The following is a 23,430-nucleotide window of genomic DNA, read 5'->3' as shown; positions in this document are numbered from 1 at the left end:
TTGGCTAGAGGGGCCCCGGCGATCATCGGTTCCGTCCGACGGGACAGGACACGGCGAGTGATCGTCGGAGGGCGGTGTGCACGGGCGACGGCGGCCTGCGGGACCCGGGGTGCTCGCATCACGGCCAGAGCCGGGCATCCGGGCTTTCCGGCCGGGCCTGAAGACGTGACCGCGGGCCGTCGGCCGGTCAGGCGGCGCCGTCGGCAGGGCCTGTCTCCGGAAGGTCCCGGGCCGACGGGACGCGCTCGGCCGGCGCCGCTGAGCCCGGGGAGGTCCAGGGCCTCGTCGTAGAGTTCGTCCGCGTTCGGGAGTCTTCCCCCGTGCACTTCCTTATCGGTGCGTTTGTGCGGCGGCAGCGAGGCGGCGAGGGCGGCGGTGATGAAGACGAGCACCGTGGCGATGCCGGTGTCGTCGGCCAGGACGCCGAGGACGGCGGGAAGAAGCCTCCGAAGGTGGTGGTCCGGTCCTGACCGTGTTCGGCTTCTTCTTGCCGGAGACGAACGCCTTGCGGCCGGGGCGAGCCGCGCGAGGGCCGGCGGACCTGCACCTCGGTCCCTTCGATCCGCAGGTCCACGCCTTCCGCCTGGACGTAGGCGAATACGTCCTCCAGCGTGCGCAGCCGCAGCCCGAGACGATCAGGGACAGCGAAGCCGCGGGCCGCCAGCAGCGGGCGGACCTCTCGGACCGCTGCGGAGACGGTGGAGCGGTCCACGCCGTAGATCTGTGCCAGAGCGGCGTGCGGCAGCCCAAGCCGCAGGTGCACCAGCGTGACCAGGAGCCGGTCGATGAAGACCAGTCGTTGCTTGGGCCCGGCACCAACAGCCCGCCTGCGGTCCCCGCCCCGCCGCTCACGCAAGGCCGACTCGCGGGCGGCCTGCCACTTGGGGGCGAGTTCTTCGACCAACTCGCCCCCATGTGCGCGGGAGACCCCGCCGAGGGCAGGGTGGGGACAGGCCCCACGGGCCCAGGCTTGCGTCACGACTTACCCAACGCGTGCGGACCTTCGCCTGCAACGGCCAAGGCGCCTGCCATGATCGTCATTATGGGGATACATATCGCACCGGCCGGGGTGGCCGACTTCCACCAGGTCCTGACTGATCACCCCCGTTACTGGGGGGAACGCGACCTTCGGTCGCTGCACCTTCTGGCACTGGTGCAGGAATTCGGTTCTACCTGCTTGGTTGCCCGAGCCGAGGACGGAATCCGTGGGTACATCTTCGGGTTCGTCACCCCGGACGGCACCGGATACGTGCATCTGATCGCCACGCGGGACGACGCCCGCGGCACCGGCCTCGGGCGTCGTCTGTATGCGGCCTTCGCTGAAGCAGCGGAACGTCATGGTGCAAGGCAGTTGAAGGCGATCACGTCAATCGAGAACACCGGCTCGATCGCCTTCCATCGCAGCCTCGGCTTCGACGCGAAGATCGTCGACGACTACAACGGCCCCGGCAGGGCCATGGCCGTCTTCCACCGAGATCTGCCGCTCAACATCTCACGGCCCTGACCAACCGGCCGTCACTAGAGATCTTTGACCGTGCGGGTTACGTCGGGTCGTGACGGGCTTTCGTGGGCCGCGTTATGCCGGAGGGGTGAGGCATCCCGATAGGGGGCTGACCGCGGAGGAACGGGCTCGGCGTGAGCGGCTCGGCGTGAGCGGCTCGGCGTGAGCGGCTCCGCTTGGCCTGCGCCAAGCCGGCCACCGGCCCCGGCTGATCTACCGCATCCACCTCGACCGTGGTCCCGCCAAGGGCCGCCGTAAGGGCTTTACCGACACTGACTACACCCGCCTGCTGGATGCCGCGCACCAGCAGCTCGGCGGGCCCCATCGTTCTGGTGTGGGACGACTTGAACACGCATGTTGAACACGCATGCCAGTCGCACCATGCGTGAGCTGGTCGCCGCCCCGCTCATGGCTGACTGTCCACCAGCTGCCGCCCTGTGCACCGGGGACGGTGTGAGGGGCCGGTGCGAGGGGCCGGTGCGCTCCCCGCGACTCAGTGCTTGGCGGCACGAATCGCCGTAGAGCCCGGCGGCCATCAGGCGGCAGGCCTGCCAGCCCTGGCTGAAGTCCTCGGGGTCGCCACCGCAGGCCAGGACGTAGCCGTTGACGGCCACCCGGCTGGGCAGCTTCTGGCCCCTGGGCGTTCAGTGTGCACTACCAGCGGTTGCAGCCACCGACAGCAGCGCCACCCACGTTGCCCACGCCTACGCACGAGAATGCTGCTTTAACGGGCCCCGGGTCCGGGCCCCGGCGCCGGGGCGTGTGGTTCGGCGCCGAGGCCCATGTGAGCTACCTGCCGAACACGATGGTGTTGTTGCACCCCAGGGTTGAGCCGACGTTGGTGTTCTGCGTGCCGGGAGAGCCCTTGTCGTAGTTGCCTTCCCGGCCGTTCTCGAAACCGGACTCGCCCTGTACGTCAACGTTCTCTTCGGCCGTCGTGCATGACGTGTTCTGGCTGATGCGGACCGTCTGGCTCTCTCGACCGCCGTGCTCGCGCCCGTGACCGTGTCCGTGTTTGTGCCCGTCGCCGTGGGCGTAAGCGGTACCGGCGCCGAGGAAGCCGACAGCGCCGAGAAGGACGGTCACGACAACGGTCTTGCGAGGCTTGCGCATGTCTTCTCCGGGTGTTGGAACGGACTCGAGCGGAATCCGCCACGTCATAAGGTGACGAGAGGTTAATGGGTAAATGTCCTATACCTGCTCGTCGGCACGCCGGATCGTCTGATCAACGAGCACAGGCGTCGGTCCGGCGGCTGATCCAAGTTCCCTGTGCAGTCAAGGCATTGCAAGGCCGAGCTGCGGGCATAGGCGCTCCGCGCAGAACCACCCGTGTGGCCGCACCGCGTACACAAAGGCGGCATGGGCCATCCAGCCCTCAACTACGATGCGCGCTGTTCTGCCGGCGATTCCTGAAGTCATTCGGATAGCAGTTCTCAGTCAGAAACCCTCGGCATCCGTCTTGCCAACCCCGATGAATTTCGCTGCTTTCGTTGCCGATAACCTCAACTGGTCTACACGGCAGTGGCGTACCTCAGGGCAGGAGGTGCTCCGCGCGCCCGCGGGGGATGGTCCCGACGCGAAGAACGCCGGAAGCAACGTCCACGTCTGCAGCCCCGCGCCCGCGGGGAAGATCCGGATCCGGCCAGGCCTGGGGGCGATGCGTTGTCCTGGAGAACGGCCGCCACCCGAAGAAGACCTGAGCGCCGACGGCCGGATACTCGCTGTCGCGATCCTCGGTCGCACCGAAGGACCACCGCCACGCCCGCCGCCAGTTCACCTCGCTGCGATCCCCGGTCGCTCCAGAGGGCGACCGCCACAGCCCTGCGGTCCTACCCGCTGTGGAGTGCCGACCCGTTGCGATCCTCGGTGGCCCCCGAGAGCGACCGCCCTCCTCGACAGCGCCCGTGACCGCCGCCCCGAGAAGTTGGATGCCTTCAAGCCGTACCTGCAGCAGCAGTACGCCGCCGACACCACCAGCGGCCGCACGCTGTTCCAGCAGATCCGCGAACGCGGATTCCGCGGCGGCTACTCGACACTCACGCCCTACCTGCGAACCCTGAAAGCCGGCACGGCTCCGGCCGCACCAACGGAAATTCCGAGCCCGCGCCGGATCACTGCATGGATCATGCGCAACCGAGACCTCCTCAGCGCCCGGGAGATTGAGCACCTTGACCAGGCCCGCCTCGCCTGCCCGGACATCGCGCGGGCCTGCGACCTCGACCGAGCCTTCACCGACCTCGTCCGCAACCGTCGAGGCCAACTGCTGCCCGCCTGGATCCGCCAGGCCGAACAATCCGACGTTACCCCCGTCGCCAAGTTCGCCGCTTTCCTCCGCCAGGACTTCGACGCCGTCACCGCCGGGCTCACCCACGAATGGAGCTCCGGCAAGGTCGAAGGCCACGTCAATCGCGTGAAAACGATCAAGCGAGCCATGTACGGCCAGGCCTCGTTCCGGCTCCTGCGGATCCGAATCCTCACCCGCCCGTGATCTTCACGGCTTCTGGGCCGAGCTTCGTCGAGAGAGCGGCCCGGGCTAGAAGGGAGGCTGCCAGCCACGCCAATTCGACGTGTGCCCGGGCAGGGCAAGTGCTCTCAGTGGCTCGGGTAGGTCCACTGACGGCCAACCCACTCACACTCCGGGATCGCGCCTTCCCAGTCGTCGGTGCACCGGTCGGCCCAGGCCCGGGCCACCATGACCGGCCGGGTCACCGCGCGGTCGGCGACCTCCTGTACCCGCACCACCAGACCGAGCCCATTGACTCCAGGGTTCCCCCGTGGACCGCAGGACACGAGGAATCGCGGTCAGAAAATTTTCGAATCCCCAGGTCAGTGGCGCAAACAGGCAATCTTTCCGGCAGGGTTTCTTCTGCCGTGGCGAAGAGGACGGTTGAGGCCCGGTTTCGAAGGGACGTCCTTGCTCTACTCGCTCAGCCCCACGACGCCCCAGCCTCGTCGGGCGGCTTCGGTGAGGACGTGGCCCCACTCCGCCAGCAGGTCTGTGAACGCGCCGAAGTTGCCGACCCATCCTTCGGGATCGGCGGCATGTTCGGTGAAGGCTCTTTGCATCCTGTCAAGGCGAGGCCGTACCCGCTCCCAGGTCGCAGCCAGTTCCCTCACGGCGTCTGGCGGCTGTGCGAGCAGCAGCCCATAGACGCTGGGGTCGTCGCTGAAGCAGTCCGGATCCGTGTGCTGCGCCTCACCGTCCAGCCCGATCCAGATCAACCCGAGCAACAACGTGTCCAGCTCGGCCCGCACCAGGGGATCAACATGGTCGCGGACGGATTCCCACCGCTGCCCGGCCCAGAAGTGCGCCTTGAACGAGCCACAGGTGTGCCGGAACTCGTATACAGCGAAGAAGGCGCTGTTGGGTCCCCGTGGCCACTCCCAGTCGCCCTCGACCTCCGGCGCGTCGTGATCCCACAGCCCCGTCTCATCGGCATACCAGGCGTTCCGCAGCCGCGGCAGCCGCTCCCGGGGCGGAACCTCCCTCAGCCATGACCAGTCTGCGATCATCACCGTGATGTCCAGCCCCATGGGGGTCAGCGTACCGATTGTCCAAGCTCCAAGGTGGCGGGCACCGACGGCAGCGTCGGATACCAGGCAGAGCCGGGATTCACGGAACTGCGGCCAGAGCCTTGAGTCTCCCCACCCGGTGCTCGAGGGTGGGAGCACCTGCTCGCCGAAACGTCCTCTTCGCGATGCTCCGCGACGGAACCATCTACGAACCCCACCCTGCCAAATCGGGCTGACCTGCAGAAACAGCCCTAGAAGGCGGGACGTTGGCCGAGATGCACCACGACATCCGAACCGACGCGCCAGTCGGCAAGACGCCGCGGGCTCACACCATGAAGGTTGCCCCTGTCGGGATCGGCGCCGGCATTGACCAGCAACGACAGCACCGCACCATCACCTCGATACGTGAACACCGCCTGCCACAACGGCGTATTACCCTGCCCATCCGGGGCATCCACCCACGCACCCGCGGCCAGAAGAGAGCCCACAGTCGCGGCATCCTGCTCGTCCGCCGCGAAGTGCAGCGGCGTCCACTCCTGGCGGCTCTCACGTCCCGGCCCACGGCCCTCATCCAACATGCCACCCATCATCACGACAGCTTGACGAAGGGCATAGGGGCACCCCCGGCCCCCACGTCCAGGAACCGGCGATGTGAACACCGCCAGGTACGACCGTCGTCCAGCGCTACCGCGGCACCGTGGGCAAACGAGAGGGCACGGTCCTCCTCGTCTGCGCCGCTGACGGCGATCGGGGCATGGGCTACTTCGCTTCAGAGGTCACTCGTGGCCTGCCGTGGACTGGCAGTCGTTCCACAGGGCGGCCAGGTGGGCCGGGATCTGGGCGATGGCGGCACACCCCCGAGGGCCGGCGGGGAAGCTGTCGCTGGCCACGTAGCGCCAACCGGCGCCGGTGCGATCGACGAAGTACTTCATCGCGGCTCCGTCGTCCTGCAGGGCGACCTGCTCCGCCTCCGTGCTGCCGGCAGTGAGGTGGAAGCGGGTTCCCGCGTAGAGCACGCCGCCGCAACTGCCGTAATAAAACGTGCCCTTGACCGGAGCAATGTGGGTGAGGGGCGGTTGGGTCTGTCTGCGGTAGGCCGCCGTGACGCTCGCCTTCACAGTGGGCGACGCCGGCAGCGACCGGCAGCCGCCGGTCTTGGCCGAGGAGCCGGCAGCGGTGTGCCCGGTCGACGTGCCCACCGTCGTGGATGCTACGGCCGATGAGGAAGGCGTTTGCTTCGCGTTCGGAGAACTGCTGTTCGCTGTGGTGCTGTTCTGCGTGCAGCTTGTGAGCAGGACCACTGCGGCAGCGGCCATCCCCAGAGCGGCGCCGCGGTACAGGGAACGGTTCCGGCGTGTCATGTCGAATCAGCCTCTCTTGATACATCCGCATAGGCCCGAGATGGCGTGACTCCGACACGTTCTCCCGGCCTTGGGCATCAAGACGCTGCGCCATGCACCGCGGTTTCAGCGCGTCCGTGTCAGTTCACCGGGTGATCCGGTCACCGCCGGCGGGCCGCGATCGACCACAAGCGCCGAGACACGCCTGCTGGACCCACCAGACGCGGGCCTAGGACTGCGCGGTGACCCGATGCGCATCCACCCGAACGTTTCCCACTCCGTCCGCGCGGCCTGACACTCTGCACCCGACAAGTGGCGGTCCCGACACGAATGGGAACCGCCACTTCCACTGCCTCAAGGCCTCGCACAGCCTCCAGCGACCGCAGCCTCGGCTCCCGGACCCGAATGCCGCACCCCGAGAACAAGTGCCCTGCGCCAGTACCGCTGCTCCCCCAGGGCTGCCGCGACTCCTGCCACAGCGGCTCGAGCCCAGCCCCGACACCTACGACGCCGCCACCCCACCCGCTGCCGTACACCGGCCGGCCGGCCGCGTAGCGCGAACCCCGCCCGGCCACAAGGCCACGGCGGGGTCCTCACCAGGCGGCCGCGCATCGGCAAAGGGCCAAGCACCCACTCCTCACCCCTTCGAGATCACGAGAGATCCGGCATGCAGCATCGTTCCGCGGTCTTCGCCGGCCTGCTCGGACTGACCCGCCCGGCAGCGCGCGACCGGGGACTCCTGGGTTGACGCGGCGAAGGACCTGTCCGCCTTCCTATGACGGCTGACGAATACCCGGTGATCCGCTGAGACGCCGAAAGCCACGCCGAGACCGACGGCCGCCACGGCTCTCAGGCCAGAACAGCCGGCCGGAGCACCTCTTCGCACCACTGGCGGAAACCGGTGGGGGAGGGCTCGGCGGAGTGGTGCTCGGCGTCGTACGCGCCGGCGATCTGGGCCGCGGCCATGTCGACCAGGCCCTGTGCCCAGGCCTCGCTGGCCCCGCGGCCCACAGCCGTCTCCTTGTACGCGTCGAGAGGCACCTGTTGGTACCGGACCGGCCGCTCCAGCACCTCGGAGATGATCTGAGCCATGTCGTCGGGGGAGATGCGGTCGGGGCTGACCAGCGGAACGCCGTCCTGCCCGCTCCAGGAGTCGTCGAGCAGCAGCCGTGTGGCCGTCGCGGCGATGTCGCGGGTGGCGATCGTCGCGAGGACCCGGTCCGCCACGGACGGGAGGAAGAACGTGTCTTGGTTCCTGATCGCCTCGACCTGCCAGAGCAGGTTCTCCATGAAGGCCGCCGCCCCCAGCGCCCGGAAGCTCACCCCAGTGGACCTGATCAGATCGTCCTTGGCCAGGGACGCCGTCAGGTGCCCGGCGTTCTTCTCGATCCCGGTGCCCAGGGTCGATACGGCGACGACGCGCTTGACGCCGTGACGGGTGATCGCCTCGCACGCGGGACGGGTCCAGTCCAGGTAGTGGCCTTCGACGCTGTCCGCCCGGGAGTCCGGCGGGACGACCCAGAACACGCTGTCCGCGCCCGCGAACGCCTCCATGACGACATCGAGGTCGCCGTGCGAGCCGGGGACGACGTCGACCCGCTCGCGCACCCGGGCGGGAAGCCGGGAGAGGTCACGGGCTATCACGCGGACCGGCTGCTCGCTGTCGAGCAGGGCGTCGAGGACCTGTCGGCCGATCTGGCCGGTGGGAGTGGTGATGACAATCATGGAAGAAGCATCTGATCCGGCCCGGCAGGACGGAAGGATCGCAGGGATCCTGCTTGTTACCCTCACGGACATACCAATCGGAGGTGCCAGGCCGTGGAGTCCCGCCCGCTGCGCTATTTCGTCGCCGTCGCCGAGGAACTCAACTTCGCCCGCGCCGCAGAACGCCTCGGCATCTCCGCCCCTCCCCTGTCGCGCGCCATCCGCAACCTCGAAGCGGAGCTGGGCGTCACCCTCTTCGAACGCACCACGCACAGCGTCACACTGACCCCGTGCGGCACCGTACTGCTCGCGGAGGCGCGGACCGCGCTGGACGCCCTGCAGGCGGCCGGGCGCCGGGCACAACGCGCGGCCGAGCCGAAGCTGGTGCTCGCAGTGAAGGCCGACGGTGATGGAGGCCTGCTGGAGTCCATCCTCGCCCGGTACGCCACCGAACCCGCGGCCGAACCGGTCACGATCCGCCTCTCCGGCTGGCGCGACCAGCCCAGCCTGCTGCGTCGGGGCGAAGCCGACGCGGCCCTGATCTACGAACCGTTCGACCGCACCGGTCTCGACACGGAGCTGGTGACGGTCGAACGCCGCCTGGCCGCTCTCCCGGCCAACCACCCACTGGCCGCCAGGGACCGTATCGCCCTCGCCGACCTCGGTCTCCCACGCAGCGAGCACAACACTCAGGGATGCCTGTCCCGCCACCTCGACAGGATCGTCGACCGGTACGCGATCCAGGACCTCGCCCAACTGCTCAAGCTCGTCGAACTCGGAGACGTCGTCACCCTGCTCCCGGAATCCGTGTGCGCCCGATACCCGCGCCCGGGCATCGCGTACCGCGAGGTCCCGGACGCACCCCCGGCCACCTTGTCGATCGCCTGGCCTCAACAGTCCCGTTCCAGGGCGACGGCGGCGCTGGTCCGCATAGCGACGTCGGTGGGCGGAGCGCACGGATAGTGGTGCGCGCCACCGAGGGCTGGTGTCGTTGCCGGGAGGAGTGCGCTGGGCGGTCGCACCCTCGGCCACTGCCTGGATCAGGCTCCGCGAACTGACGACGCTCGTCGTGTTGCGTCAACCGTCTGAACCAGGCCCGCTGGGCCATGCGTTGGAAGACCGCGCCGAGCGCCGGGTAGGGCGTGGAGCGCGCGGGCCCCACGGGTTTCGGGCTGCACGTGCGCGGCTGACCGCACCCGGTGCCCGGCCGTCGTCACGGCCGCCGCGCTGACTCCTCGTCAATCCGGCGCCGCACGCGTCACCTCGCGCCTTCCTCGTCGCACCCGCGCACCCGCGCACCCGCGTTCAGGACAACCCGGGGCCGCACCGCACCAGCCATGTCGTTCTCACCATGAACATGCCATATTGGATGCGTCCATCCCCCACGAAAGGTCACCTCCATGGCATACAAACGCCTGGCGGGCCTGACCGCCGGTGCCGTCATCGTCGCCACAGCCCTGCTGCCGCAGGTGGCACTGGCCGGCACCGGCGCGGACGCCACAGCGGGCCACGCCACCACCACCGGCCGCCCCCACGGCGGGCACCGTACGGTCGTCATCTACCGTGTGCCCACGCGCCATCCGCTCGCCGATGCCGAGCGCCTCGCCGACTCCGGATACGATCTGCTGGAGAAGCGGGACGGCAACAGCCTGTTCGTCTCCGGCGACACGTCGACCGCGGCCGGACTGCGCCGGCTCGGCTTCACCCCCGCCATCGCCTCCACGCTCACCGAGGCGATCCCCTCCCCCACCGCGGTGACGCGCGCCGCCGCGGGTGACACGTTCGACGGCGGCTACCACACGGTCACCGCGCAGTACTCCCACCTGGACGACACCGCCTCCCAACACCCCGATCTCGCCAAGGTGGTGACCTATGGTCGGTCGTGGCTGAAGCAGCGGGGGCGAGGCGGCCGCGATCTCAAGGCGATATGCATCACCAAGATCCAGACGGGCGACTGCGCCCTCAGCCCGAACTCGGCCAAGCCGCGGTTCTTCCTGATGAGCCAGATCCACGCCCGTGAACTGACGACCGGTGAGATGTCGTGGCGCTGGATCGACGCGCTGACCAGCAACTACGGCAAGGACTCGGCGATCACCAAGCTGATGGACACCACCGAGATGTGGGTGGTGCCCGATGCCAACCCCGACGGCGTCGACATGGTCGCGGCGGGCGGTGACAACCCCGTCCTGCAGCGCAAGAACGCCGACGACTCGCACGGCTCCCGGTGCGGGGTGAGCGCCTACAGCCAGATCGGGGTCGACCTCAACCGCAACACCGGCTCCCACTGGGACGCTTCCGGCACCTCCAGCGCAGCGTGCGACCAGACCTACGGCGGCCCGGCCGCCGACTCCGAGGTGGAGAACACCGCTCTGGAGAGCCTCTTCCGCGAGCTGTTCCCGGCGGTGCGCACCGGCACCGGCGACGCCGACCCGGCCCCGTCGAACGCCAAGGGCATGATGATCACGATGCACAGTGACGCCAGCATGGTGCTCTTCCCCTGGGAGTACGACTCCACCGTGCACACCGGCAACGACACCGCCCTGCGCGCGCTGGCCGCCCACATGGCCTCGCTCACCGGCTACCAGTACGGCCAGGCGGGCGAGATCCTCTACAACGCCTCCGGCGGCACCGACGACTGGACGTACGACAAGCTCGGCCTGGCCAGCTTCACCATCGAGATCGGCGACAGCGACGGCGTCGGCTGCGACGGCTTCACTCCGCCGTTCTCCTGCCAGGACAGCTACTTCTGGCCGAAGATCGAACCGGCCCTCCTCTACGCCGCCCAGCACGCAGCGGCCCCCTACACCACCACGTCCGACGCGCGCCGCTGACCTCCAGGGTGGGTCCCTCCCACGGTCTCGGCGTGAGGGACCCACCGCCCCTTACGCGGTCGGCGCAGTCCAGCGCTGGCCGACACTCCCCGTGCACGTCCCAAGTGTCAACTGGGTCTTGCTCGTTGCCCCGTTGCTGGAGTCGGTGAGGCAGAGACCCGAGACCGGATTGACGAGTTCACCCGAGCTGTCGGGCCGCCATTGCTGGGCCTGGGTGCCGTTGCAGGTGTGCAGCTGGATCTTTGCCCCGGAGGTGGTGGCGCCGGCGGTGACGTCCATGCAGTCGTTCAGTACCTGGAGGGTGCCGTCAGGGACGACCTTCCAGGTCTGCGCAGCGCTGCCGTTGCAACCGTAGATCTGCACAGGCGTGCCGTTCGCCGTACCGGAGCCTGCGTCGTCGACGCACTTGCCGGTGAGGGTCTCGGTGAGCGGACCGCTGGGCTGGGCCACTCCCGTGCCCGGGGTGCCGTCGTAGGACGGCGGTGCGGCCGAGGCATCCGCCGCCCACCAGGTGTCGGCGGTCGAGGAGAGGGTGAAGTCCAGCTCGGTGGACGTGCCGAGGAAGGACGCCGGCACGTAGGCCTTGTTCCAGGTGCCGCCGTTGAGGGTCAGTGCCTGCACGTACGGAGAACCGTCCGCCGCAGAAGGGGCGTTGACGGTCAGCGTGTGCCCGCCTGCGCTGACGACGGCGGAGGTGAACAGGGGGCTGCCTATGGCCAGGTCGGCGGTGCCCGGCGTCTCCGGGTACAGGCCGAGCGCGGACCAGACGTACCAGGCGCTCATCTCGCCGAGGTCGTCGTTGCCGGGCTCCCCGCCGGCGGCGTCGGTCCATAGCTGGTCCTGCACGGCACGCACCGTGGACTGCGTCTTGTACGGCTCGCCGACCCAGTCGTACTCCCACGGCAGCCCGATGCTGGGCTCGTTGCCCATGTTGGACTGGGTGCCGATGACACTGCCCAGACCCTGGTAGCCGCTGAGCACGCCGTCCAGGTACGACGCCAGGGACGAAGTGCCACCCTCCAGGGACGCCAGCTTGGCGAGGTTGAACGGGATCATCGGCGTGTAGGTGAAGGCGTCGCCCTCGGCGAAGTCGTTGGCTGCCGTGCCGGTGATCAACTTGGCGTTGAAGCCGTCCATCCAGCGGCCGTTGGAGTGCCGGGGCTGGAGGTAGCCGGAGGACGTGTTGAAGACGTTCTCCCAGTCCTGCGCCCGGTCCTGGAACTTCTTCCGGTTCGCGCTGTCGCCGAGTGCGCCCGCGAACCGTGACAGGGCGAAGTCGTCGGTGTCGTACTCCAGTTGGGTGGAGGTGGTGGCGTACTCGTGGCAACAGCCGTACAGCGAGTTGGTGGGCAGATAGCCGAAGGAGTCCAGGTACGTCACGCCGGGGGTGACGTCGGTGTCGGTGGTCTGCTCCTCGATCATGGCGGCGAGAGCCGTGGAGGTGTCGAAGTCGCGTGCGCCGAAGGCGTAGTAGTCGGCCAGCACGGGCACGGCCGGGTCGCCGACCATGATGTGGGTCTCGCCGGTGGCCATGCCCCACTTGGTGAGGGTGCCGCCCTGCCTGTAGTCGTTGACGATCGACTGCGCCATGTCGGAGGCCGCCGACGGGTCGAGCAGCGCCGTGAGCTGTGCCTGGGAGCGGTAGGTGTCCCAGTTGGAGAAGTCGGTGTACTGGGCGCTGTGGCCGCTGGTCACGGTGTGCAGGGCGCCGTCGTAGCCACGGTAGGAGCCGTCGGCGTCGCTCACCACGCTGGGGAAGAGGGAGGCGTGGTAGAGGGCGGTGTAGAAGATGCGCTGCTGGTCGCCGGTGCCGCCGCTGACCGTGATCTTCGACAGTGCGTCGCGCCACGCCGTCGTCGCCGCGGAGTTCACGTCGGTGAAGCTCTTGCCGGTGACCTCCGCGTCCCGGTTGGCGGCGGCCTCGGCCGTCGACGTGTAGGAGATGCCCACCCGGGCCTCGACCGTCCGACTGCTGGTGGTGTCGAAGGTGAGGTACTCGCCGCCGCTGTAGCCGCCGGCGGTGAAGGGGTGGTCGAAGGTGATGGCGAAGTAGACGGTGATGGGGTTGGTCGCCTCGCAGAAGCCGGTGCTGGTCACCGAGCCCGTCACCGTGTCGCCGCCGGTCACGTTCAGCGTCGAGGAGGCGTACGGGGTTTGCGTGCCGTTCAGTTTCAGCAGCAGGTCGGCCTGGGTGGAGGCGGGGAACGTGAACTGGCCGATTCCGGCGTGCGTGGTCGTGGTGAGCGACACGTGTGTGCCGTTGCCGAGGGCGACGGAGTAGGAGCCCGCCGTCGCCGTTTCGTCGCTGTGGGAGAACGACTCCGTCGTGGCGCCGGGGTCGGAGCCGATCGAGCCGACCACCGGCAGGATGGGCAGGTCCCCGGCAGCGTCGCAGCCGACGCCGGAGACGTGGGTGAGGCTGAAGCCGGAGACGGCCGAGTCCCCGTAGTTGTACCCGCCGCCCTTGGGGCGCGAGGTGGTGTCCGGGGACCACTGGAGCATGCCGTGCGGGACGTCGGCTCCGGGGAAGGTGTTCCCGGCGCTGAAGTCGTTGTTCGCGCCGGTGCCGATGTAGGGGTTGACCAACGGCACGGGGTCGGTCACGGCTGTGGCCCGTGCCGCCGGGGCGAGTTGGCCCGGCAGGGCGAAGGCGAGCGCCATCGCCCCGGCCGCCAGCACCCGCGTCAGGGTGCGCGAGCGCAGGGTGTCAGCCACGGCCGAGTACCTCGCCGAGCACGTCGTTCGACGGGATGGTGATCCAGTGGGTGGAGATGTACGCGGCCCCGTCGGCGGCGAGTTCGCCGAGGCGTGCCCGGGCATCGGCCAGGGAGGGGTCGGAGGAGCTGAGGGTGGGCGACACGTCGTAGCCGTGGGTGACGACCGTCAGGTGGTGACTGGTGGCGTACCGCTGCGTGTCGCCGTCGCCCGCCCAGGCGTCGGGTTCGACAACACCCTCGGCATGAACCCGGCCTCGTTCGACGCCTACCTCAAGGCCCACCTCAGCAGCGTCCTCCACACCCCCGCCGACCTGCTGAGCAGGAGCGACGGCACCCGCTACCCGGACCTCGGCACCGCTGGCCGCGCGAACAACCGGGCCGGATGCACTGCCCTGAGCGGAATGGCGATCGTGGAGATCATCCCCAGCACCTTCGAGCAAGCCGTCGCCCCCGCCTCCACCTGGGTGGACGTCGTCTACGCCCAGCACCTCAAGGACCTCGCCGCCGGGACCATCGACTGGACGGTCTTCTCCGGTGTCCTCGGCGCGCAGGCAGTCGCCCCGCGCACCCGGTAGGGCGACACCACCCTGCACCCCTGGATCGTCGTGTTCGACGCGGACGGTCCAGGTGTCCAGTTCCACCAGGGAGGTGCCGGTGTCCAAGGCATCGGCGAGGTAGATGTACGCCGACTTGTCGTTGTAGGTGTTGTGGATGCCGGTGCCCGAAGCCTCGGCCGGTGTCGCCCCGGAAAGGTCTTCGGAGTGGGCGGCCGGCATCGTTGTCTCGGGGAGCGGCAGAGCCTCGACGGTCGGCCGCACGGCTCGCGGTCTTCGACTGATCATGTACATGTCAATCCCTTTCGCAGTGCCCGGCGGTCACGCAGAGCCTAGAGGTGGCGCACGTCCGTTCGCTACGCTTCGGTAACCGCTTTCCCAACATCGGGGAACCGTTGCGGATATGACGCGACAGCGCTACTCCGACAGCGGCCAGGGGGCGGACAGCAGATCGGCGATGCTGCGCCGGTCGCGGCGCGCCGGCGGCCCTTCGGCCGCCCTGCCCAGCGCGATCATGGAGATGATCGCCCACCCGGGGCTCGGCTCCAGCTCTTTGGTGAGACCCTCCAGGTCGAAGGCGCGGAACTGATGAGCGGCCAGTCCCATCGCCTGGGCCTGGATGGCCATGTGGGCGATGGCCTGGCCGAGGTCGTAGTCCGCGAACTCGGAGTAGAGCAGTTGCGTCTCGTCGACGTGGCGGCGCGTCAGCGCGACGACGAGCAGGCCCGCGTCCGCCGCCCACCGGGCCGAGCTGGGGGCGAGGTGGCGCACCACCCGCTCGTGCTCCGGCTCACCGGGCCGGCTCAGGAAGAAGCCCCAGGGCTGGGAGTTGCCGGCGGACGGCGCCCACCGCGCGGCTTCCAGCAGCAGACTGACCGCGTGGTCGTCCACGGCGGCCGACGGGTCGAACCGAGAGGGGCTGAACCGTCCGGCCAGCAGGGGGTGGATGTCGCCGGGTGGTTCCTGATCACGTCGCATGTCCGGAGGCAACCGGCCGCCGCGCGGCCGTATTCCAGCCGCCGCCGTCACCGGGCCCTCTCACGGGACGTCGGCGACGTCCCTGCGCGCCCAAGCCGTCACCTCCGTAGTCAGACCGCCCCGCTCGCGCTGCTCGGCGTCGTACGCACCGGCGCCGCTCACCCGCCCATCGACGGCCACGCCCCTGACCGCGTCACGGCCATCCTGATCGACTCCGCCTCCTGCCGGGATGGTTCCCGGTGACCGTCACTGTTGGGGCGGGTGCACAGGTGCCCTGTGGGACTCCGGGAATGCCGCTGAGCGACCACGCGGCGCGCAGACGTCGTCCGAGTTATCGGGTGGACCCTGTCAGCCCCTGAACTGCGCCGATCACACTGTCCACCACCTCGGTCACCGGCTTGGATGCATCGATGATCGTCGCGCCACGGCTTTCGTAGATGGCACGCATCCGAGGATTCCACTTCAGGGCCGCTGCGAGCTCTTCGGGATGTTGACCGAATGTGTTCGTGGTGCGGGTCGCGAGCCGGTGGCGGAGGGTGTCCTCGTCGATCACCAGGCACACGACGAGGTCGAAAAGATCGCGTACGTCAGCCTCGTTCTCCGCCGACCCACACAAGAACGCGATTCGGAAACGAGACTCCTCGACGAGGGTCTCAACGCGCTCACGGACGATCGCCCACCCGTAGCGGTCGAGCCAGCCCCCGGGAACCGGATACGGAGGGTCCACCACAACCTCGCCCCCAGCCCGGTCGATCCAGCCACTGAAGCCGTCCTCGTCGGCGTCGAGCGCAACGTAGCCACGCGCTCGCAACACCCCACAGACCGTGGACTTACCAGTCCCTGAATTGCCCGTCACCCACACCAATGCCACGCCGCCAGCGTAGACATGACCACCTGGGATGGTGCTGCGACCGCGCAGGTTCGCTGGGTTGCGGCCAGGCTGCGGGTTTGAGAGGGCGGCCGGCGCCAGCGGCTTTTCTCGCTGCGGATAGGGGCGCGTTCCTTGCGTTCGGCGGCCCCGACGTCGGTGACGGGCGTTGGCGTTGCGCCGGCGGAGGCAGGCGGGCGAGCGGACCGCGTAAGGTTTCGCGGCCTATGCAGATGACCAGGCCGTGGACTCGCCGACGCCGACCGGCTTCTTGCCGACCCCCGGCTCCCGGAGACTGGTCGCTGGCGGTATGCCGCGCGCCGAGCGCGCCGCCGCCTGGGTCGGGCCGGTCCGCTGCACTGCCCAACTGCGCCTGCAGGCGCCCAGGGTCGACGACCACAGGCCATCGGCTGAGGAGCACCTTTGGGTTTTCGATGACTCGATCGTGCCGCAGCTCGGGCGGATCACGCCGCAGGAGAAGCCCGTCGCGGTGTACGTGATGGCCCAGCGCCGGCGCCGTAAAGACCGAGGCCGCCCGATTGGCCCGCCGCGGCTTGCGGGCCGACCGACCCACATAACCAGTGACGACTTCAAGTTCTCTCTCCCCGAGTCAGGTTCTTCACGGGCCTGCAATAGGGGGGCCGGCCTCCGGGCGAGGGGACCGTCACCATGGAGCTGCTCGGAGAGCGCCTTCATGGTGACGCAGCCGGTCGCCATGGCCACACCGGGCAGGTGGGCCAGGCGGTGGCGTTCGCGGGCGATCAGCCGTCGGTTCCGTCCGGCGCCGGCCCGCGGCGGTCGGCCGGCGCCGGAGTGGGGCGCGGGTCGGCGCCGATGTGGGTCGGGGCATGGACCTGATGTCCGAAGAGGGCCTGGTAGGGAAGCGTCTCCGCCGGGTGGTCACGGATCAGGCAGCGGGTACGTGGGCTGGTGAGCGTGAGCAGCGGTGAGGCCTTCAGGTGCGGTACGGCGGCCGGGCCGGGCCGATCGGCGCGCGCGATCTCGGCCGCGCTGAAGCGCGCCAGCTGCCCTCGAGTGCGGATCGTGACGGTGACCGGCGCGGCCGTGGGACCGGCGGCCAGCCAGCGCCGTACGGGGTCCCATGGGGGGACGAGGCGCGCCAGGGCGAGCGACGGCCGGGAGCGGTTCTCGACGGCGTTCGCGTGCCAGTGCTGGAAGGCGCCCGTACGCAGGTCCACGGCGAGGTGGACGGGGATGCCCTCGTCGTAGAAGCGGGAGCCGTACTCCGCCACCGCGATGTCACGGCCCCGCACGGAGACCACGTGGAAGGAGCCGTCGTCGGGGGCGTGTGCCCGGTGCTCCCGCTCCAGGCCGAGCAGGAAGCGGCGGCCGAGGCGCGGGAGGGGTACGGCCAGTCTCTCCGCCTCCTCGGCGGTCTCGTGGAACACCTCGAGCCCCGTTTCGCCCCCGCCCGGCCGGACGGTCCTGTCGGGGGCGGGGGCCCTCAGGGCACGGATCGCCTCCCCCTCGCTCACATACACGAAACCGTCGCGGACACCGATGAGGTACCGCGCCTTCGGACGGGCGGCGTCGGGTGTGCAGTGCCAAAGCTCGGCTCCGTCACTCGCCGCGAACGCCCGCAGATTCGTGTTCCGGGGGCCCAGCAGGTAAAGCACACCGCGGTCGGCCCGCAGGTCGTGTTCCCCGTCGTCGATGTCCCGTCGCCACAGCAGCACGCCGGTGGCGGTCCGGAACGCGGTGAGGCGACCACCCGCCTCGACACACAGCACGCCGTCCGACACCACCGCACTGCGAACGACGAGGGAGAAGGCCACGCCCGGCCGCGCCCGCACGCCACGGCGTCGCCATCGCGGGAAGCCGGTGGCGATGTCGTAGGCCCTGATGCCGTACTCTCCGACCCCGATCACCAGGCCCGCTTCCCGGTCAACGCAGATGTGGACCCGCGTGGAACCCCGCCATTTGCGCGAGCGCCAGCGCACGGAGGCATCGACCACGTCGCGGGCGACGATCCGGCGCCATGAGAGGGAGAACTCCCGGACCGGGCGGGTCCACGAGTCGTCGTAGTACGACACACCGGATCGTCGGTCGCGGACACGGCCGTCGGCGTCGAGTACGGCGATCTCGTTCGACGCCTCCCGCTCCGGCCCGTCGATGCCGACGAGGGTACGAGTCCACTCGCGTGTCACGGTGAACAGGTCCCTGCCACGGGCCGCCGTACCGACGTGGAACACCGCCGACTTCCTGGCGTCCTCAGCCGGACGCCCGGGTCCGATGACGCTTCGTCGGCGCCACAGCTGGGCACCGTCGCCCAGCCGGAAGCCGTACAGATCCCGCTCACGGTCCAGGACCGCGATGACCTCCCTGGTGCCTCCGGGCCCGGCCACCATCCCCGGAACCTCGCGGGCCCACAGGGTGCGGCCGACCACGGGGTCCAGGGCGAGGACACCGGAGTCCGCCGCGCCGTCCGAGCCGTAGCCGACGACCAGGACCCCGCCGCGGAACCGCGCCGACAGGACGCGGTGCCGATGCGGGTCCGGGATCCAGGTCCACGCGATGTACGGCTCGGTCATCGGCGATCCCTCCCCCGGCTGCGCCACGTCGCCCTCCCCTGCCCGGAGCTCAGTATGAGGTGCCCAAACGTTTGGCGCAATCGTTTGGGCATCGCGGCACGACGAGGCCTGCGCCGTGTCCCGGAAGGCCTGCGAACGCCCCGCTAGGCCAGCGGAGGCCCGACCGCAGCCCCGCTGGAGGTTCGCGCCATCAGCTTGGGCGCCAGGACCTCGGACGCAGGGGCCTCGCCGGCGATCCGGCGCAGCAGCAGGCGCACCGCGCGCCTGCCCTGCTCGGTCATGGGAGACCGCACGCTCGTGAGGGCAACGGGCAGCTCGGCCGCGAGCGGGGTGTCGTTGAAACCGGCCAGCGCCAGGTCGGTGCCGAGGATCAGGCCCAGGTCGCGGGCGGCGCCGGCGACGCCGATCGCGGCGAAGTCGTTGACCGCGAACAGGGCGCTGGGCCGGTCGGGACGGTCCAGGAGCTCCAGGGCGGCGCGGCGGCCTCCGGCGATGTCGAAGGAGGAGTTGCGGATGCGCTCGGCGGGAATCGGCAGTCCGGCCTCCCGGTAGCGCTCGGCGAACCCGGCGGTTCGGTCGGCGCCGGTGCTGGCGAACGGCTCGCCCGCCACCACGGCCACATGCCGGTGCCCCAGCGCCAGGAAGTGCTCCGCGACCAGGCGCCCGCCGAGCCTGTCATCGCACGTCACCGACACGCCGCCGATGTCCGAGCGGCGGTTCACGAGGACGAACGGCACCTCACGCAACTCGGGCCGGGTCAGGACCGCGCCGTCGAGATGGGCGTCGCCGATGATCAGCCCGTCCACGCGGCGGGCGAGCACCATGCCGATCCGCTCACGCTGGAGCGCGGGGGCGTCGTGGGTGTTGGTGACGAAGGTCGACAGGCCCCGCGCGGTCGCCTCCGCCTCGATGCCCTCGTAGATGGTGGCCACCACTATCTCCGACAGCTGCGGAAAGAGAACCCCGACCAGGTTGCTGCGCCGGGTGCGCAGGCTCGCGGCGTGCGGATTGGGCCGGTAGCCCAGCTCTTCGGCGAGGCGGCGGATGCGCTGCGCCGTCTCCTGCGACGCCGCCCGCTCCTGCTCGCCCCGCGATCCGTTCAGCACGCGCGAGACGGTCGAGACATTCAGCCCCAGCCGCTCCGCGATTCCCCGCAACGTGACCGGCCCGCCCTCACTCGCCATACCCATCCCCTGCCTCGCCCGACGGACCTATTCTCACCCTCGGCCACACCCGGCGAGAAAGCGAAAGAACCGGCAGGTCAGCGGCCATGTGCCAGCCGTCCCCCAGAATCGCCGCGCACTCCACGTGATGCGTCGCGAACAGCGGGCTATCGCAAGGGGACTGGACGGGCATCGATGTCTCTGCGGTCATGCTTACCTATGCGCCCCGCCAGGCGCCCCAGGCACGCTTCGCCCTGGCCGACCCGCTCACCGACGTCGTCGCCCTCGGCATATACGACGCTGTCACATGCTTGTTCTGCCTCATCACCTGCCCGGATCCCTCTTCGGCGAGGGATCGCAACGCCTCGCAGCCCTCATCGTGTCCGGCGGAACCGTGCTGGTCGCGGTGCCGGAGTCCCAGAGCACCGAGGAATTGCGATTCCTCGACCTGGCCCACCGTCCCCTGCGCGGCTGTGTGCTGCGCCGAATCGACTGGCACGGACGAGCGGACCATCGACTCCGCCGACGACTGGTACGACGTACGACGTACCAGCCGCCGTGTTCCGGCTGGACCCGACTGATAGCAATGGCCTCGTACGGGGCCACCGCGCCAGCCGAACGGCATCTCCGGTGGGAAGTCGTCATCGTCGTCGAACCGTGAGGTAGCCGTGTGCGTCGGCGTCGACGGCGAACATCACTTCACGCAGCAGCATGCGGACTCTCCTTCATCAGAGAGGTAGCGCGCGCTACCCGAACACTGTGGGATGCGGGGCACACTGCTGGCGCGATGGGCTACAGCCGGAGGAGAGTCCTGGTGAGGTCGGAGCAAGGCTGCTGGTCGCGGGGGTTCGGCCGGCTACCGCCTCCGCGGCGGGCTCCGGCGGCCAGGCACAGCGGCCGGCGCGAGTACCTCAGAGGGCGTGGGGGCCATGCAGCCCGCTCTCGCCTCCTTCGTTGAGCCGTTCAACGAGGAGCATCGCCGCATCGTCCGCCAGGTAGCCGTGGGTGTGCCGGATCAGTTCCTGGTGCAACTGCTCCAGGAACTCGGACGGGGTACAGGGGTGCACCGATTCCGCGGTCTTGGGCAGGGGAAAGAAATCACCGTCGGGGCTGCGGGCTTCGATCACGCCGTCGGTGTGCAGCAGGAGACGGTCACCGGGTATGAATGGGTAGCTCTCCGCTTGGGCAGGCGGAACGGCGATGAAATCTTCCAGGCCCAGGGGCGGCAGCGGGGAGGCAGGGAGGAGGGCCTTTACCTTTCCCCGGCGGAGCACCAGCGGGGGCGGGTGGCCCCGATTGACCACCTCGACCACGAAGGCGTCTGATACCTGAGCCACGAGTGCGGTGACGAAATCCTCGGTCAGATTGTCTTCCTCCGCCTGATCAACCGCGCTGAGCGCCACCCGCTCGCGTTCCAGCGCTGCCGCGCAGTGATTCACCACCTCCGCCAGATCCTCGTCGTAATGCGCAGCCTCCCGGAACGCACCCAGCACAGCCGCGGCCAGGCGCACGGCGGGCAGCCCCTTGCCGCGGACGTCTCCCACGATCATCCGGACCCCGTACCGGGTGTGTACTGCCTCGTACAGATCGCCGCCGATCTGCGCGCCCGTCTCTGCCGCGAGGTACTTGCTGGCCATCTGGACGGGACCGAGTCGGGGTGGCACAGGCCGCAGCAGAACCCGTTGCGCCGCAGCGGCGACCCGGCGGACCTGGTTGAGCTCGCTCTGCCTGCGCGTGTGCATTGCCTTACTCATGGTGACGCTTGCTGCCGTCACGACGAGGAGGGAGACGAGGTTGCTGTAGACCTGGCCTCCCCAGCTGTGGTGCAGGGTGGCCGTCATGACGGTGACGGTGAAGGCTCCGGCCGCTGCTGAAAGGGTGCCTTTGGGGCCCATCGTCAGCGCGGCCAATGCCGGCATGGCGGCGAGGAGAGGACCGGTGATCACCGCGTGTGCAGGGGAAAGCTCGATCCCCAGCGCGAGCAGTATGATCACGAATGGCACACACTGCGCGACTCTGCAGAGGATCGGGCTATGACCGCCCGCCGCCGATGGACTGGACGGGCGGATGAGCGACCGCATGACTACAGCCTGCCTCCCCGATGTTGGGTGTTCCACCCGGCGCTGTTGTAAACGCTCGGGAACGCCGTGCGGCCGCTGGCCGGCCAAGTGGTCGGCTCGAGTCCATTTCCCGGGCGGGCGATCCGCGGTGTGATGCCGCGGCCGTCCGGATACCCGTCGTACGGAGCCAGGTGCTGGTGCACCTCACGAGTGAGAGCGTCCGCCAGTCGGGCGTGAGCTGGGGTTATGGGATGCGGGAGCCGGCGGGTCGGGTGTCCCAGCGGCGGGTGTACCAGGCCCGCCGGATGAGGCTACGCACGGTGATGATTGCTGTGGCGAGGGCGAGGTAGAACTCGGCGCGGATCCGGCTGCGTTCGGTGTTGCGCCGGAGTCTGCCGAAGCTGTTCAACCACGAGTTCGTGTGCTCCACAACCCAGCGGCCGTCGGCCCGGATCGGGGTCCTGGTGCCACGCTCGGTGATCTCGGCAGTGATGCCGCGCTCGGCCGGCTCCGTGTAGACGGGCTGGCAGTCATAGCCGGCGTCCAGGCGTGGCCGGGGTCCGACCGGCGGGTGTTGATGCGATGCGAGCGGGTGAGGGAGAAGCCGGAGACGTGGGCGCCGTGGCACCTGAATTCAGCGAGGCTCCGAGGCCGTAGCCCCGGCGACCAGCGCGAGGCCGACGCCGGCGAGAACGGCCTTGGAGGCCGGTTTGCGGCGACCGCTGGGGCGGGAGTGCGTGCTGCGCGGGATTCACCGGCGTGCAGTGCCGGAGACGATGGAGTTGCCAGGGCGGGCATGAGGGTGGTGCCGTCGTGCTCGGCCGGTCGAGGTGTGACGTGCTGCGCGGACACCCAAGCGGCTGCCTGCTCGGCAGTGGGCCGGTGGGCCGGGTCCTTCACGAGCATGCGCAGCACGTAGTCGGAGAGCGGCTACGGTACGCCGGGGCGCAGGCGGTCGGCCGGTGCCCGGTGTGGCACTGACGTACTGCTGGACCACGGCCGGTGACATGGCCCTGCTGAACGGAGGCCGCCCGGTGAGCAGTTCGTACAGGACGCACCCGAGGGAGTAGACGTCGGACGCGGGCTGCGCGGGACGGCCCAGCGCGCGTTCCGGAGCCAGGTGGTCGGCAGTGCCGATGATCTTGCCTTTGGCGGTCAGGGCGCCAGCGACCTCCTCGGGGAAGCGTGCGATGCCGAAGTCGGTGATCTTCACCGCGCGGTCGGCGGCCAGCATCACGTTGGTGGGTTCGCCGTCCCGCTGGGCCACTTCCTCCTGGTGTGCCGCGCAGAGGCCGGCGGCCGCCCGGGCCGTGATGGCGGCCGCCTCGGCCGGGGGCAGGGCGCCGCGCAGGGAGCGTTCCTGGGCCAGGTTCCAGCCGTCGACGAGTTCCATGACCAGGTGGGGCTGGTCATGGTGCGCGCCGAAGTCGTACATGCTGACGACGTCAACTCCTACAACTTGTAGCGGTCCGCCAGCAGACCCTGCACGGAAGCCTTCGTGGGGGAATGCGCATGGGGCAGGCAGACGACGGGGGATTCACCTGCCTGCCCCTCATTGCGCGACCACCCGCTCGGAATAGGGGGCGAGCGGATGTCACGAGGCCCCTGGGTCCCTGGGCCCACTCCTACAGCGCGCCGGAGTGCCGGGC

Annotated in this window: 22 protein-coding genes and 1 pseudogene; 7 read left to right on the top strand and 16 right to left on the bottom strand. The window is 69.5% G+C overall.

Annotated elements, in window-relative coordinates; genetic code table 11:
* Nucleotides 1-187 precede the first annotated feature (187 nt).
* Nucleotides 188-763, bottom strand: coding sequence for a helix-turn-helix domain-containing protein (locus ACWDEN_RS32195; RefSeq protein WP_450861386.1), 576 nt, complete (start codon nt 761-763; stop codon nt 188-190).
* Between the two features lie 267 nt (nt 764-1,030).
* On the opposite strand from ACWDEN_RS32195, the gene ACWDEN_RS32190 reads away from it, so the two are divergent.
* Together ACWDEN_RS32190 and ACWDEN_RS32185 are read left to right on the top strand one after the other, a co-directional pair.
* Nucleotides 1,031-1,504: a GNAT family N-acetyltransferase gene (locus ACWDEN_RS32190; RefSeq protein ID WP_351606285.1), complete on the top strand. Its 474-nt coding sequence runs from the start codon at nt 1,031-1,033 to the stop codon at nt 1,502-1,504.
* 187 nt (nt 1,505-1,691) lie between these two features.
* Nucleotides 1,692-1,946 (top strand): annotated as a pseudogene (locus ACWDEN_RS32185) (IS630 family transposase); the annotation flags it as partial.
* A gap of 344 nt (nt 1,947-2,290) precedes the next feature.
* On the opposite strand, the gene ACWDEN_RS32180 reads toward ACWDEN_RS32185, so the two are convergent.
* Nucleotides 2,291-2,614 carry a hypothetical protein gene (locus tag ACWDEN_RS32180; protein ID WP_351606282.1) on the bottom strand — a complete coding sequence of 108 codons (324 nt, stop codon included), beginning with the start codon at nt 2,612-2,614 and terminating at the stop codon, nt 2,291-2,293.
* Nucleotides 2,615-3,425: 811 nt separating this feature from the next.
* Between ACWDEN_RS32180 and ACWDEN_RS32175 the strand changes: the two genes are divergently transcribed.
* Entirely contained in the window at nt 3,426-3,989 is a 564-nt protein-coding gene (locus ACWDEN_RS32175) for a transposase (RefSeq protein WP_351606280.1), read from the top strand.
* A 104-nt stretch (nt 3,990-4,093) separates the two neighbouring features.
* Here ACWDEN_RS32175 and ACWDEN_RS32170 read toward each other — a convergent pair whose 3' ends face one another.
* The 5 genes from ACWDEN_RS32170 to ACWDEN_RS32150 form a co-directional block, all read right to left on the bottom strand.
* Nucleotides 4,094-4,243: a hypothetical protein gene (locus ACWDEN_RS32170; protein ID WP_351606278.1), complete on the bottom strand. Its 150-nt coding sequence runs from the start codon at nt 4,241-4,243 to the stop codon at nt 4,094-4,096.
* A gap of 177 nt (nt 4,244-4,420) precedes the next feature.
* Entirely contained in the window at nt 4,421-5,035 is a 615-nt protein-coding gene (locus tag ACWDEN_RS32165; protein WP_351606276.1) for a hypothetical protein, read from the bottom strand.
* 230 nt (nt 5,036-5,265) lie between these two features.
* Nucleotides 5,266-5,592 (bottom strand): ankyrin repeat domain-containing protein, encoded by a 327-nt coding sequence (locus ACWDEN_RS32160; protein ID WP_351606274.1) that lies wholly within the window; start codon nt 5,590-5,592, stop codon nt 5,266-5,268.
* A 198-nt stretch (nt 5,593-5,790) separates the two neighbouring features.
* Nucleotides 5,791-6,213: a hypothetical protein gene (locus ACWDEN_RS32155; RefSeq protein WP_450861310.1), complete on the bottom strand. Its 423-nt coding sequence runs from the start codon at nt 6,211-6,213 to the stop codon at nt 5,791-5,793.
* A 990-nt stretch (nt 6,214-7,203) separates the two neighbouring features.
* A complete protein-coding gene (locus ACWDEN_RS32150) occupies nt 7,204-8,079 on the bottom strand; it encodes an NAD(P)H-binding protein (protein WP_351606268.1) in 876 nt (291 codons plus the stop codon).
* 93 nt (nt 8,080-8,172) lie between these two features.
* Between ACWDEN_RS32150 and ACWDEN_RS32145 the strand changes: the two genes are divergently transcribed.
* A complete protein-coding gene (locus ACWDEN_RS32145) occupies nt 8,173-9,021 on the top strand; it encodes a LysR family transcriptional regulator (RefSeq protein WP_351606265.1) in 849 nt (282 codons plus the stop codon).
* 437 nt (nt 9,022-9,458) lie between these two features.
* Entirely contained in the window at nt 9,459-10,889 is a 1,431-nt protein-coding gene (locus tag ACWDEN_RS32140) for a M14 family zinc carboxypeptidase (RefSeq protein WP_450861308.1), read from the top strand.
* Between the two features lie 51 nt (nt 10,890-10,940).
* On the opposite strand, the gene ACWDEN_RS32135 is transcribed toward ACWDEN_RS32140, so the two are convergent.
* The gene (locus tag ACWDEN_RS32135; RefSeq protein WP_450861306.1) at nt 10,941-13,604 is read right to left on the bottom strand and encodes a lectin; all 2,664 of its coding nucleotides are present in this window, start codon (nt 13,602-13,604) and stop codon (nt 10,941-10,943) included.
* Nucleotides 13,597-13,749 carry a hypothetical protein gene (locus tag ACWDEN_RS32130; protein ID WP_351606257.1) on the bottom strand — a complete coding sequence of 51 codons (153 nt, stop codon included), beginning with the start codon at nt 13,747-13,749 and terminating at the stop codon, nt 13,597-13,599. Before ACWDEN_RS32130 ends, ACWDEN_RS32135 begins: the two co-directional genes overlap by 8 nt.
* A 30-nt stretch (nt 13,750-13,779) precedes the next feature.
* On the opposite strand from ACWDEN_RS32130, the gene ACWDEN_RS32125 reads away from it, so the two are divergent.
* Entirely contained in the window at nt 13,780-14,181 is a 402-nt protein-coding gene (locus tag ACWDEN_RS32125; protein ID WP_450861304.1) for a hypothetical protein, read from the top strand.
* A gap of 396 nt (nt 14,182-14,577) precedes the next feature.
* On the opposite strand, the gene ACWDEN_RS32120 is transcribed toward ACWDEN_RS32125, so the two are convergent.
* The 4 genes from ACWDEN_RS32120 to ACWDEN_RS32105 all read right to left on the bottom strand — a co-directional run bounded on the left by ACWDEN_RS32120 (nt 14,578) and on the right by ACWDEN_RS32105 (nt 19,742).
* Nucleotides 14,578-15,138, bottom strand: coding sequence for a nitroreductase family protein (locus tag ACWDEN_RS32120; protein WP_450861303.1), 561 nt, complete (start codon nt 15,136-15,138; stop codon nt 14,578-14,580).
* Between the two features lie 331 nt (nt 15,139-15,469).
* Nucleotides 15,470-16,009 carry a hypothetical protein gene (locus ACWDEN_RS32115; protein ID WP_450861301.1) on the bottom strand — a complete coding sequence of 180 codons (540 nt, stop codon included), beginning with the start codon at nt 16,007-16,009 and terminating at the stop codon, nt 15,470-15,472.
* A gap of 758 nt (nt 16,010-16,767) precedes the next feature.
* Complete coding sequence (locus ACWDEN_RS32110; protein ID WP_450861299.1) at nt 16,768-18,558, bottom strand: outer membrane protein assembly factor BamB family protein; 1,791 nt, start codon at nt 18,556-18,558, stop codon at nt 16,768-16,770.
* A 143-nt stretch (nt 18,559-18,701) separates the two neighbouring features.
* Nucleotides 18,702-19,742 (bottom strand): LacI family DNA-binding transcriptional regulator, encoded by a 1,041-nt coding sequence (locus tag ACWDEN_RS32105; RefSeq protein ID WP_351606245.1) that lies wholly within the window; start codon nt 19,740-19,742, stop codon nt 18,702-18,704.
* A 286-nt stretch (nt 19,743-20,028) separates the two neighbouring features.
* Between ACWDEN_RS32105 and ACWDEN_RS32100 the strand changes: the two genes are divergently transcribed.
* Complete coding sequence (locus ACWDEN_RS32100; protein ID WP_351606243.1) at nt 20,029-20,382, top strand: hypothetical protein; 354 nt, start codon at nt 20,029-20,031, stop codon at nt 20,380-20,382.
* 250 nt (nt 20,383-20,632) lie between these two features.
* Here ACWDEN_RS32100 and ACWDEN_RS32095 read toward each other — a convergent pair whose 3' ends face one another.
* The 3 genes from ACWDEN_RS32095 to ACWDEN_RS32085 form a co-directional block, all read right to left on the bottom strand.
* On the bottom strand, nt 20,633-21,715 hold the full coding sequence (locus ACWDEN_RS32095) for a PP2C family protein-serine/threonine phosphatase (RefSeq protein ID WP_351606241.1): 1,083 nt from the start codon (nt 21,713-21,715) through the stop codon (nt 20,633-20,635).
* 310 nt (nt 21,716-22,025) lie between these two features.
* Nucleotides 22,026-22,190, bottom strand: a complete 165-nt coding sequence (locus tag ACWDEN_RS32090; RefSeq protein WP_450861296.1) for a hypothetical protein — start codon at nt 22,188-22,190, stop codon at nt 22,026-22,028.
* A gap of 342 nt (nt 22,191-22,532) precedes the next feature.
* On the bottom strand, nt 22,533-23,216 hold the full coding sequence (locus ACWDEN_RS32085; RefSeq protein ID WP_450861294.1) for a protein kinase domain-containing protein: 684 nt from the start codon (nt 23,214-23,216) through the stop codon (nt 22,533-22,535).
* Between the last annotated feature and the right edge of the window lie 214 nt (nt 23,217-23,430).

Source organism: Streptomyces sp. NPDC001153, from assembly GCF_053598315.1.
The sequence above is the reverse complement of the archived record's forward strand: the minus strand, read 5'-3'. Positions and strand labels throughout refer to the sequence as shown.

Excerpts from the sequence above, each read along its gene's own strand:
- ACWDEN_RS32190 (WP_351606285.1), top strand. The coding sequence starts at position 1,031 with ATGATCGTCATTATGGGGATACATATCGCACCGGCCGGGGTGGCCGAC.
- ACWDEN_RS32180 (WP_351606282.1), bottom strand. The coding sequence starts at position 2,614 with ATGCGCAAGCCTCGCAAGACCGTTGTCGTGACCGTCCTTCTCGGCGCT.
- ACWDEN_RS32165 (WP_351606276.1), bottom strand. The coding sequence starts at position 5,035 with ATGGGGCTGGACATCACGGTGATGATCGCAGACTGGTCATGGCTGAGG.
- ACWDEN_RS32160 (WP_351606274.1), bottom strand. The coding sequence starts at position 5,592 with ATGTTGGATGAGGGCCGTGGGCCGGGACGTGAGAGCCGCCAGGAGTGG.
- ACWDEN_RS32150 (WP_351606268.1), bottom strand. The coding sequence starts at position 8,079 with ATGATTGTCATCACCACTCCCACCGGCCAGATCGGCCGACAGGTCCTC.
- ACWDEN_RS32140 (WP_450861308.1), top strand. The coding sequence starts at position 9,459 with ATGGCATACAAACGCCTGGCGGGCCTGACCGCCGGTGCCGTCATCGTC.
- ACWDEN_RS32120 (WP_450861303.1), bottom strand. The coding sequence starts at position 15,138 with ATGCGACGTGATCAGGAACCACCCGGCGACATCCACCCCCTGCTGGCC.
- ACWDEN_RS32110 (WP_450861299.1), bottom strand. The coding sequence starts at position 18,558 with ATGACCGAGCCGTACATCGCGTGGACCTGGATCCCGGACCCGCATCGG.
- ACWDEN_RS32105 (WP_351606245.1), bottom strand. The coding sequence starts at position 19,742 with ATGGCGAGTGAGGGCGGGCCGGTCACGTTGCGGGGAATCGCGGAGCGG.
- ACWDEN_RS32100 (WP_351606243.1), top strand. The coding sequence starts at position 20,029 with ATGCTTGTTCTGCCTCATCACCTGCCCGGATCCCTCTTCGGCGAGGGA.
- ACWDEN_RS32085 (WP_450861294.1), bottom strand. The coding sequence starts at position 23,216 with ATGTACGACTTCGGCGCGCACCATGACCAGCCCCACCTGGTCATGGAA.